General features: G+C 64.0%; 11 protein-coding genes. 3 read left to right on the forward strand and 8 right to left on the reverse strand.

The genetic code is table 11. The features are described from left to right. Positions 1–112: 112 nt before the first annotated feature. The 3 genes from PLZ73_12015 to PLZ73_12025 are packed head-to-tail and all read right to left on the reverse strand — an operon-like array spanning position 113 to position 1,826. Positions 113–358, reverse strand: a complete 246-nt coding sequence (locus PLZ73_12015; GenBank protein ID HOO78598.1) for a GlsB/YeaQ/YmgE family stress response membrane protein — start codon at positions 356–358, stop codon at positions 113–115. Between the two features lie 11 nt (positions 359–369). After that, positions 370–897, reverse strand: coding sequence for a DNA polymerase ligase N-terminal domain-containing protein (locus PLZ73_12020; protein HOO78599.1), 528 nt, complete (start codon positions 895–897; stop codon positions 370–372). Beyond that, complete coding sequence (locus PLZ73_12025) at positions 894–1,826, reverse strand: GDSL-type esterase/lipase family protein (GenBank protein HOO78600.1); 933 nt, start codon at positions 1,824–1,826, stop codon at positions 894–896. Before PLZ73_12025 ends, PLZ73_12020 begins: the two co-directional genes overlap by 4 nt. A 478-nt stretch (positions 1,827–2,304) precedes the next feature. Between PLZ73_12025 and PLZ73_12030 the strand changes: the two genes are divergently transcribed. Both PLZ73_12030 and PLZ73_12035 read left to right on the forward strand, forming a co-directional pair. Beyond that, positions 2,305–2,559 carry a type II toxin-antitoxin system HicA family toxin gene (locus PLZ73_12030; protein HOO78601.1) on the forward strand — a complete coding sequence of 85 codons (255 nt, stop codon included), beginning with the start codon at positions 2,305–2,307 and terminating at the stop codon, positions 2,557–2,559. A gap of 2 nt (positions 2,560–2,561) precedes the next feature. Then, the gene (locus PLZ73_12035; GenBank protein ID HOO78602.1) at positions 2,562–2,774 is read left to right on the forward strand and encodes a type II toxin-antitoxin system HicB family antitoxin; all 213 of its coding nucleotides are present in this window, start codon (positions 2,562–2,564) and stop codon (positions 2,772–2,774) included. A gap of 1,002 nt (positions 2,775–3,776) precedes the next feature. Here the strand turns inward: PLZ73_12035 and PLZ73_12040 are convergent. Genes PLZ73_12040 through aspT form a run of 3 tightly spaced genes read right to left on the reverse strand, consistent with a single transcriptional unit; the run spans position 3,777 to position 8,086 of the window. Further along, the gene (locus PLZ73_12040; protein ID HOO78603.1) at positions 3,777–4,481 is read right to left on the reverse strand and encodes a SprT family zinc-dependent metalloprotease; all 705 of its coding nucleotides are present in this window, start codon (positions 4,479–4,481) and stop codon (positions 3,777–3,779) included. A gap of 10 nt (positions 4,482–4,491) precedes the next feature. Further along, entirely contained in the window at positions 4,492–6,378 is a 1,887-nt protein-coding gene (locus tag PLZ73_12045) for a tetratricopeptide repeat protein (GenBank protein ID HOO78604.1), read from the reverse strand. A 16-nt stretch (positions 6,379–6,394) separates the two neighbouring features. Further along, on the reverse strand, positions 6,395–8,086 hold the full coding sequence (aspT, locus tag PLZ73_12050; protein HOO78605.1) for an aspartate-alanine antiporter: 1,692 nt from the start codon (positions 8,084–8,086) through the stop codon (positions 6,395–6,397). 128 nt (positions 8,087–8,214) lie between these two features. Between aspT and PLZ73_12055 the strand changes: the two genes are divergently transcribed. After that, positions 8,215–8,718: a putative molybdenum carrier protein gene (locus PLZ73_12055; protein ID HOO78606.1), complete on the forward strand. Its 504-nt coding sequence runs from the start codon at positions 8,215–8,217 to the stop codon at positions 8,716–8,718. Positions 8,719–8,728: 10 nt separating this feature from the next. On the opposite strand, the gene PLZ73_12060 is transcribed toward PLZ73_12055, so the two are convergent. Then, positions 8,729–9,880, reverse strand: coding sequence for an MFS transporter (locus tag PLZ73_12060; GenBank protein ID HOO78607.1), 1,152 nt, complete (start codon positions 9,878–9,880; stop codon positions 8,729–8,731). A 49-nt stretch (positions 9,881–9,929) separates the two neighbouring features. Continuing rightward, entirely contained in the window at positions 9,930–10,118 is a 189-nt protein-coding gene (locus PLZ73_12065; protein ID HOO78608.1) for a hypothetical protein, read from the reverse strand. Positions 10,119–10,602 lie beyond the last annotated feature (484 nt).

Raw genomic sequence — 10,602 nt, forward strand, 5'->3', positions numbered from 1 at the left:
CCCCAGGGTCCGTGGCGGTGTTTTTTTACGCCATGCTCTATGCTCCATGCTCTCTGCCTCTCTTCCTTGAACCCTAGAGTGGTCCCGTCGGTGGGGTCCCTGCCCTCCGTCTTCAGATCCGCTTGATCAGCCGAATAACGGCGACCAGGACGACCGCCCCGACCACGGCCGTGACGAACAACCCCCAGCGCGAATCGGCCGGAACGATCCCCAGAGCCCGGAACAGCCACCCCCCGAACACGGCGCCGACGATGCCGACGATGATGTCGCCCACCAGCCCGAATCCGGCCCCCCGGACGATAACCCCCGCCAGCCACCCGGCCACGGCGCCGATGACGATCAACCAGATATATTCCATCTTTATCCCCCTTAGTTGCGGGATTCTCCGCGTTTCCGCCGCGCCAGTTCTTCCACCGTCAAGCCGCTGAGGACGGAGCGGGGCAGTTCCCGAACCGGGTCGCGGGTGGAGGCGTCGGCGTCGTTCTCCTTGATCAGAAGCCAGCGGCAGCCGGAGTCGCCGGACCCGGTCCGGACCAGGGCGTAGACGCCCCGCAGTTTCTCCCCGCGAAGATCGACGACCGCCTTGCCCCCGGCCAGGGCCCGGCTCATCGCCTCCGGGCGGCCGTCCCGGCGGCTGAGGTTTTCGTAGGTCCCCCGGTCCCAGACGATCACCGCCCCGGCCCCGTACTCCCCTTCCGGGATCGTCCCCTCGAACCCGGCGTAGTCGAGAGGATGGTCCTCCACCCGGATGGCGAGCCGCTTCACCTTCGGGTCCGGGCTCGGTCCCTTGGGAACCGCCCAGGACGCGAGCGCGCCGTCGACTTCCAACCGGAAATCCCAATGCAGGGTGGAGGCCCGGTGCTGCTGCACCACGAAGATCGGGGCCGAAGCCTTCATCGCTCCTCCCCTCCTCCCGCGGCGGCCAGGCCCTCGACCAGGGCCCGGACGATGACTTTCTGGCCCTCCGGGGAAGGATGGACGCCGTCGTCCTGAAAAAGCCCGGGGTCGGGCGGGTCGCCGAAACCGGGCCGGACGTCGACCACCGTCTCCGGGAGCCGGCGGACCAGGTCCGCCACCGCCGCCACGTCCCGGTTCCGCCAGTGGATCTCCAGGGGACCGAGCGCCCAGTGGACGCCGGGAAGGTCCTCGATCACCGGGGGCGGCGTCAGCCAGACCGTCCGCGCCCGGGTCCGGGTTCGGGCGAGACGGCGGATTTCGGCGAAGTTGGCCTCGGTTTCGGAGAGGCCGACCAGGGTTTTGCCGGGGGCGGCGCCCAGGGTGCGGGCGTCGTTGGTGCCGGCCAGCACCACGATCCAGTCGGGGCGGTAGGCGGCGGCTTCGAGGAAACGTGCCAGGATCTGGGCGGTCGTCTCCCCGCAGACGCCGGCGTTGATCAAGCGCAGGGGCTCGCGGGGCCGGCGGAGCGTCCAGAGTTCGCGCAGAATTTCGAACCAGGACCCGTCGTCGTCGGTGATGCTGTCGCCCAGGCCGACCACGGTGGAACCGGCGCGGAAGGGAAGCGCGTCCGCGGCACGGGTCACGGCTTCTTCTTCCAGGAGTTCGGCGGCGGCGGCCGCCGCCGCGCCGAAAAATCCTTCCCGAATCTTTTCGTACTCTTCCGGCCCCAAACCGAGGGCGGACGCGGACGCGGCCGGTGACAGGCCCGGCACCGTCTTTTCCGGGTGCTGAAACCGGACCAGGTAAGCCAGCCGCTCCCGCGCCAGGCCGGGCGGCGGCCCCGGGCGGCGCAGTTCCCGGCCCCGGCGGCGGTCCCCTTCCCGCGTTTCGTACCCGTGAACGTATCCTTTCCCGGCCTGCCGCTGCATCGGATCGTTACCATACCCCCTCGCCTGCCCTCCCGCAAAGTTTTCCTCGGTCCCGGAGAAGAGAGGGTTCGGGGTTCAGGGCGAAGGGTTCAGGGCGAAGGGTTCAGGGTTCAGGGTTCGGGGTTCAGGGGGGGGAATTCTCTCTCAATCAGAGTTAATCAGAGTAATCAGGTGCAGAAATCTTCAGGGGGCAACGCGGGGGGCTACTGAATACTGAATTCTGTATTCTGAATCCTTTCCCTTTCAGAGTTAATCAGAGTAATCAGGTGCAGAAAAGGTTCGGGGTTCGGGACCGGAGAATTGTATGTCATGGCGAGGAGTCCCGCGTCTCGCGGGACGACGAAGCAATCTCCGGAGAGATGCTCTCTGCCCCATGCTCTATGCTTCTTTTCATGCCTACATGTGAGAACAAGGGTTCGGAGAGTGGTATAGGACTGTATGGACGATAGCGGCGGACGCGTGTTATCGTTATATTGATATGGGGAAGTACAAGAAGCTGTATCAACATATCCTGATGCGGCAATCCGATGCGAATGTGCCGTTCGACGAGTTGTGTGCTTTGCTCAAACACCTCGATTTTAGCGAGCGGATCAAAGGCGATCATCATATCTTCACCATGGATGGAGTAGAGGAAATACTCAACCTGCAACCCAAAAGAGACAAAGCTAAGCCATACCAAGTCAAGCAGATCCGCAATACGATCCTGAAATACAAGCTGAGATTGGAGGACTGATTATGGGATCGAGATACGAAATCATCATCTTCTGGAGCGATGAAGATGATGCCTTCGTCGCTGAAGTACCGGAACTTCCCGGCTGTATGGCCGACGGGAGGACCTATCAAGAAGCACTTTCCAATGCGGAACGGACCGTTCAAGAGTGGATAGAAACGGCCAAGGAACTCGGGCGGACCGTGCCCGAACCGAAAGGGCGCTTGGCCTACTCCTGAGCAACATCGTGGCGTGACGGGGAGGGGATCGAACCACAGAGGGGGAATCCGCCATATAGGCATGTAGGCCATGTCGGGGAAAGGGAGGTTTTGCGCTTTGCGCTAAGCGCTCTGCTTTCTCGACCATGAAGGGGAGGGAACTGAACCACAGAGGTCACCGAGGACACAGAGAATTTTTAGAGGGGACGAATCAGAGGGTTCAGGGTTCAGGGTTCGGGGTTCAGGGCCCTCCGCCTAGGCCCCTCAATGAATCCACAGATTACACAGATGGGGAGGGAGCAGAGGGCACGGAATATTTGAGGTCCCGCGTCTCGCGGGACGACGAAGCAATCTCGGGAGCAGTTCAATGGTCACGCCATGCTCTTTGCTTTTCTCTACCATGAAGAACATGAAGAAGGGAGGGAATTAAACACAGAGGTCACCGAGGACACAGAGAATTTTAAAGAGATGCCGGCGGCCTGAAAATGCCGCCCGGCAGACAGTGGGAATACCCTACTATTTTTCAATCTGTGAAATTTTAGTCCCCCAATCTGTGAAACCTGCCTGCCGGCAGGCAGGTCTGTGGACTCTTCCCTAATCTGCGTAATCGTAGTTCGACCATGAAGGACATGAAGGGGAGGGAACTGAACCACAGAGGTCACCGAGGGCACAGAGAATTTTAAAGAGATGCCGGCGGCCTGAAAATGCCGCCCGGCGGACAGTGGGAATACCCTACTATTTTTCAATCTGTGAAATTTTAGTTCCCTTATCTGTGTCACCTGCCTGCCGGCAGGCAGGCCTGCCTGCCGGCAGGCAGGTCTGTGGACCTCTCCAGAGGGCGTGGTGGTGGGCCTGAACCCCGAACCCCCCAGGGTCCGTGGCGGTGTTTTTTTACGCCATGCTCTATGCTCCATGCTCTCTGCTTCTCTTCCCTGAACCCCCCAGGGTCCGTGGCGGGGGCCTGTAGAGTGGTCCGGCGGTGGGCTTTCCCTTCCTGAACCCTCTTTCCCCTCCCCTATAGACTCAGACCAGGCGAAACCCGTCCAACCGGTCGCGCCGGGCCGGCCAGTCCGGCTGCAGGCGCTCCAGGAGCGCGTAAAACCCGGGGCCGTGGTGAAGGTGTACGAGGTGGCAAGCCTCGTGCGCGATCACGTACTCGAAGCAAAACGGCGGTAGTTGGATCAGCCGCAGGTTGACGGCGATCCGGCCGTCGACGGTGCAGCTCCCCCAGCGCCGGCGCATGTTCCGAATCCTCAACTCCGGCCGGCCCGCGGGGTCGAGACCCAACCGGCGCGTCATCTCCGCCAGCACGGGGGGGAAAAGTTCCCGGGCCCGGACCCGTTGCCAGGCTTCGAGCCGGGCCCCAGCGCCGGCCGGGCCGCCCGGGGAAACCTTCAACCGGGACCCGAACGGCCCCGCTTCCGGGCCCTCCCCCGCCGCCAGGCGGTAGCGGCGCCCCAGGTAGAAAACCTCGTCGCCGAACCCGGCTCCGGACGGGTCCGGGACCGGGGTCCGGGCTTCCTGTTCCGCCAGTTTGCGCGCGATCCAGGGACCCCGTTCCCTGACGACGGCGGCGGCCCAGCGGAAGGAGGCCCGGCGGGGCACGAAAACCTTCACCGCCCCTTCGGGCATGATTTCGATCCGAAGGTTCCTCCCCGAACTGCGCCGGACCAGGTAGGGTATCCGGCGCCCGTCGTGTACCAGCGTCCCTTCTTCTCGAACCTTCACCGATCCAGCCTCAAGGCACCGGCGTCGCCTTTTCCCGGCGTACTCCTTCCAGCAGCCCCGAATCGATCAAGGTTTGGGCGATGTTCCCGGCCAGGAGTTCCGCCCCCCGCGTGGTGAAGTGGCCGAAGTCTCCGGCAAAAAGATCGTTGAAGACGGAACCGACCCCTTCCTCCTCCACCGCTTCCTTGAAACCGGCTTCGTTATCGACGAAGATCACTTCCTCCCCGTAGGCGCCCAACAAATTTTGCAGGTGCCGCAGGGGACGCACCGGGTATTGGACGCAGACCATCTCGATCCCTCGCTCCCGCACCGTCTCGATAATCTTGCGGTAGTTGCGCGCGGTTTGAGGATGGGCAAGCCCGTTTAACAAAAACGCCGCCTTCCGGCGCCACTGTTTGGCTTGCTCGTACTTTTCTTGAGCTTCGAGACAAACGACGAAGGTTGCCATTACCCTCTCGTTTTCCGGACGATACCGGAGGACTTTTCGGCACAGGGCTTCCAACTTCGCCCAACCGGATTCGGAATCGTTGACATAGAGCTTGGTTAATTCGTTGAAAGCCAAACCGGGAGGACGGTCGGGAGTTTCCAGGTTGATTTTCAGCGCCTTTACAAGACACCGTTCGCTCCGGACCAAGTCGTCTTCTTCATAAAAAATCGCCGCCAGCGTCTCCAGAGCCACGGTCGCCCGAGGATCGAGTTCGAGCGCCTTCCGGCAGGCGGCCCGGGATCGTTCGAAATCGCGCAAGTAATGGTAGGCAAGCCCCACTTGAGCTTGTATCCCCCCCGACTCGATACCGAGATCCTCGGTCAACTCCCCCAATTCGATCGCCCGAGACCATGCGCCATATTGGATGCAACTTTTTATCCGTTGTTCGATCACCTTTTCGAGCCATGGGCGGCGTTCCGGAGCCAGGGCGATCGCCCGGTCCGCCGCTTCCCGGGCCCGGTCCAATCGGCCCAGGTCCATATAGGCAATTGCCAATTCCGCCGGGGGCGATGACGCGTTGGGGTTCAATTCCTCGGCCCGGGCGAACTCTTCCGCGGCCCCTTCGTAATCTTCGCAAAACGACAACAACCGGGCATGACTGAGGACGATTTCGGTATCGCGCGGGAACTCATCGAGCAACCCTTCCAACAGCAACCGGGCTTCCTCCACCTTTCCCTGTTCCCGCAGAGCCTGTACCAACAACATCCGGGCTCCGCGGTGGCCGGGCTCGCCCTGAAGGAGGCGTCGGCAGATAAACTCGACTTCGGCGAAATGATCTTCGTCCCAATACTCGCGGGCTTTCTTCATGGTTATGTCTTCTTCCTCGACCGTAACCGGACTTTCCGCGGCTTCGAGGTTTTGAGCATAGATCGTTTCCATGTCCAGCGGTTCGCCGGAGACGAGCGGGCGGGCGTGATCGATTATCGCGGCCGCTAACTTATAGACTTTGCTTTGGGCATACCACGGTCCCCGTCCATCGAGTTCCGGGCAGGGAACCATCGCCTTCTGATCCCTGACCCGCCCGCGATAATCGTTGATCCCCACCATGGCGATGACCATGTCCGGACGGTATTCCTCGATGTTGCCGGCCAGGTCCTTGAGTATGGCGGTGGAGTTGGTCGCCGGGATTCCCTTATTGACCACGGCGAAACACTCGCGGCCGGCCCACCGGTTGAGCAGTTCTTCCAGTTTCCGGGGATAGTCGCCGATCACGGTGGTGGATTCGCCCAGGCAGAGAATGACGTATTTCTCCTTCCCTTCCCTTCCCTTCCCTGCCAGGGAACGCCGGTTTTCCCGCTCCTGCAAGGCGCTGAAGATCGCGCCCGCACCCCGCAGACCCGCTTCCAGCAGGAGCGCGCCCAGGAAGAGCCCGAAGAAGATCAGTCCCAGCCTCTGCCAGAATTTCTTCACCGGCGCCGCGGACCGCTCACGAGGTCAAGAGCACGATCACGATCCCCCAGATAATGAGGAGGGTGTTGCTGATGGCGTAGGGGACCGTGTAGCCCAGGGCCGGGACCTGGCTCTTGGCCGCTTCCGTGATCGCGCCCAGGGCGGCGGTGGTGACCCGGGCCCCGGCGTTCACTCCCAGGTTGATGGCCGGATCGAACTTGAAGACCCAGCGGCCGAGGAGGACGCCGGCGATCATGGGCACCGTGGTGGCGACGAGACCGGCGATGAAGAGACTCAAGCCCAACTCCCGGAACCCCTCCACGAAGCTCGGCCCCGAGTCGATCCCGACCGCGGCGATAAACATGGTCAGGCCCACCGAGTTCATGATCCACAGCGCCGGCGCGGGGATGCGGCCGAAGGTGGGGTGGACCGAGCGCAGCCAGCCGAAGATCAAGCCGGAGATCAAGGCGCCCCCGCTGGTGGAGAGGGAGATGGAGACCCCCCCGATCCTGACCGCCAGGGCCCCGACCAGACCTCCGAGCAGGATGCCGAAACCGACGAAGACCATGTCGGTCATGGTCGTCTCCCGGTCGGGATACCCGAGTTTGGCCGCGACCCGTTCCACGTCGCGCACCGCCCCCACCAGGCGCAAGCGGTCGCCCCGGTCGAGCTTGAGCCCGGACGCCAGAGGCAGGTCCTGGCCGGCCCGGACCACCCGCCGCAAGAAGATGCCGTGAAAGGCCTGGCGGACAAAGTCGGAATCGGCCAGGTCGCCCAGGGTCTTTCCCACCGCCTGCTTGTTGGTGAGAACCACGTCGATCGACTCCACCGGGACGTCGAGGAGTTCGCGGTCCTCGACCTCGGGACCGAAGGTCTTCTCCCCCAGTTCCACCAGGACCCGGTGCTGTCCCCCGACCGCCACGACGTCGCCCGTCTGCAGCACCGTCTTCTCGTCGACGTCCAGGAGTTTTCCTTCCCGGTGGACCCGTTCGACGTCGACGCGGGCGGGAGCGAAGCACTTTTCGGCCTCGGCCACGGTTTTCCCCGCCATCTCCTTGTTCTCGACGCGGTAGCTGCGGGCGGTGAAGTGCCGGTAGGCGGTAAGCCCGCTCATCTCGGCGCCGCCGGACATTTTCGACTCGTACTTGCGGCAGGCGTCGGGGAGGTTGACTCCCAGCAGCCGCGGGCCCAGGGAGGAGAGGATCCAGGCGGTCCCCGCCGTGCCGAAGATATAGGTGACGGCGTAAGCCACCGGGATATGCCCGACCAGGTTTTTGGCCTGGGCGGCGGGCAGCCCCAAGTTGTTGATGGTGTCGGTCCCCACCCCGATCACGGCGGAGATGGTCTGGGAACCGGAGAAAAGCCCGGCGGCGGTCCCGGCGTCGAAACCGGCCACGCGGGCGCAGATCCAGGTCACGACCAGGCAGATCACGCAGATCGTCACCGCGAAGATCACCTGGGGCAAGCCGTCGCTCTTCAGCCCCCGGAAGAACTGGGGCCCGACGCTGTAGCCGACGGCGAAGAGGAAGAGGAGGAAGAAAACCGCTTTGAGGTCGGACGATATCGTAATCCCCAACTGCCCGATCAGGACCCCCATCAGCAGCGTCCCGGTCACGGCGCCCAAGCTGAAATTTCCGATCTTGATGTTTCCGATCCAGTACCCCAGTCCCAGGGTCAGAAACACCGCCAGCTCCGGGTAATGCCGCAGCGTGTCCACCAGCCAGTGCATACGCTCCTCCTTGGTACGGCCGCAGGTCGGAAATATTATATCCCCTCTTCGCTTCCCCCGCCAGATTTCTCCCGCGGCGCCCGGTCCCGCGGGTTGACAGCCGCCGGACGGGATGGTAGACCGGGCTCATGAAAACGGGGGATTGCGGACCGGGGGCGCGGGCGCGCCGGGGGTTGAAGATCGTGACCGGGGGCCAGACGGGCGCCGACCGCGGGGCGCTAGACGCCGCCCGCGCCCTCGGGCTCGACTGGGGAGGCGCCATCCCCGCCGGGCGCAGGACCGAAGTCGGTCCCCTCCCGGAGGAATACGACCGGATGACCGAACTCTCCTCCTCTTCCTACCGGGAACGGACGCTCGCGAACGTGCGCGACGCCGACGCCGTCCTCGTCTTCACCTCCGGGAAACCCCGGGGAGGGACCGCCCTGACCCTGCGCGCCGCCGGCGAGACGGGCAAGCCCCGGCTCCTGGTCGACCTCCGGAAGCTCGACCCCGAAGCGGCGGCCGGGACCGTCCGCGCCTGGCTGCGGCGGACCGGACCCCGCGTCCTCAACGTGGCCGGGCCCCGGGAATCGAAGGCCCCGGGAATCGCGGGGGAAGTCCTGAACGTGCTCCTGCTGGCGCTGCGTCCCTGAAAGCCGGGCTTCAGCGCCCTTTCCCCTCCCCGGCCCGGCGGCGGGCCGCGCGCAGGAACCGGTATTGCAGGCAGATACCGGCCCCGAAGACGGCGACGCCCAGGAAATAAGGCGCCCGCAGGCCCAGCCCCTGGGCGGTCAAACCGCCCGCGATCGGGCCCAGGGCCACGCCCAGCCCCAGGAACGATTCGTGGAACCCGCTGCGGGAACCGCCTCCCCCCCGCCCGTGGACGCTGTAGTAGATGCTGGAGAAATAAGTCATCCCCCCGCAGAGGCCGACGGCCAGGAAACCGGGTACGAACAGCCAGGGCGAACTGTTCAGCCCTAGGACCAGGAGGCCGGCCGCCCCCAGGGCCTGAAAGGCGCACAGCAGGGGGAAGTTGTAGTGCCAGCCGGCTCCCCGCCGCAGGACGACGAAGACGACGATCTCGCCCGCGGCGATGAGGGCGATCAGGATGCCCAGGAAACGGTCGCCGAGCGGCTGGGCCAGGCTTTTCCCCAGGGCGGGGAAGAGGGACTGGGAGAGGCCGATCGCGAACCAGGCGGCGAAGTTGGCGGCCCAGCCGATATAGACGAACCCGGGAACGCCCTCCTCTTCCGCCTCCGCCGCCCCGGCGCTCCCGGGGCGCGGGGCGCGGGGCCGGACGCGCCCGAGCAACAAAAGCCCCAGCACCGCTCCCGCCGCCGCCGCGCCCAGGAGGTAGGGGTAGCGGTAGTCGGCCGAGATCGCCACCCCCCCCAGGAGGGGCCCTACCATCACCCCGGCGATCATGGCGATGTTGTAGTTCCCCACCTTCCGGCGCAAGCGGTTTCCCTCCCGCTCCGTTCCCACCCAGCGGATCATCGCCGGCCAGAAGACCGAAGCGCACAGCGAAAACGCCGCCGCCAGGAAAAAGAACTGGTAAAAGTGCCGCACCCAGAGGATGGAAACGAAGACCGGCAGGAGACAGAAACTGGAGACCTCGATCAGCGTCCGGTGGCGGAAGCGCGCGGCCCAGAATCCGCTCCCGGCGCAGCCCAGGGCGTAGACGATCGAGGGCCCGGAACCGAGGATGCCCAAGAGCACGGGATCGGCCCCGAACCGCTGCAAGGCCACCAGGGGGTTGGCCAGGTTGACCAACCCGGTGGTGATGTTCATGAGAAAAGCCAGCAGGTAGATCATGCCCGCGCCCGGCTCGCGGACCGGAACCCGGGGCCGGCGACGGCGGAAGTCATGGCGTCTCCCCGCCGCCGGAACCGTCCCCGTGAAGAAGTTCGCCGACCGGCCCTTTGCCTTCCTCCAGGCGCTGGGTCTCCTTGCGCGCGGCCATGACGCAGCCGGAGGAAGCCGCCAGGGCCAAAACGGCGGCCAGCAACGCCGGCGCCGCCCAGGCGCGGATAACGGAGTTCATCGGTTTCATGGGCTCACCGCCTTTCCAAGTCTTGTGCCCGCCAGTATACCTGTTTGGCTGAAGCGGGAAAAGAGACTCACCATGGGGAGGGAGGAGAGGGTTCGGGGGAGGGAAGCAGAGAGCATGGAGCGTAGAGCATAGAAAAACCCCTCCACCACGGCCCCCTTTAGGGTTCAGGGTTCGGGGTTCAGGGTTCAGGAAAGACGGGATCAGTCCACAGACCTGCCTGCGGCAGGCAGGTGACACAGATGGGGAATGGGTTTTGAGGGAGCAGTGGGCACGAGATATTTGAGGTCATGGCGAGGAGTCCCGGGGGTCTCTCTGCTCCATGCTCTATGCTCTTTTTAACCATGAAGAACATGAAGAAGGGAGGGAATTAAACACAGAGTTCACAAAGGTCACAGAGAATTTTAAAGAGATGCCGGCGGCCTGAAGATGGAGATATAACCGAAAGTTGTGGATGGGAAAAAGGAGCGTATCCTTTCAGGAAAAC

The sequence above is a fragment of the bacterium genome (assembly GCA_035380285.1).
Classification (GTDB): domain Bacteria; phylum Auribacterota; class Erginobacteria; order Erginobacterales; family DAOSXE01; genus DAOSXE01.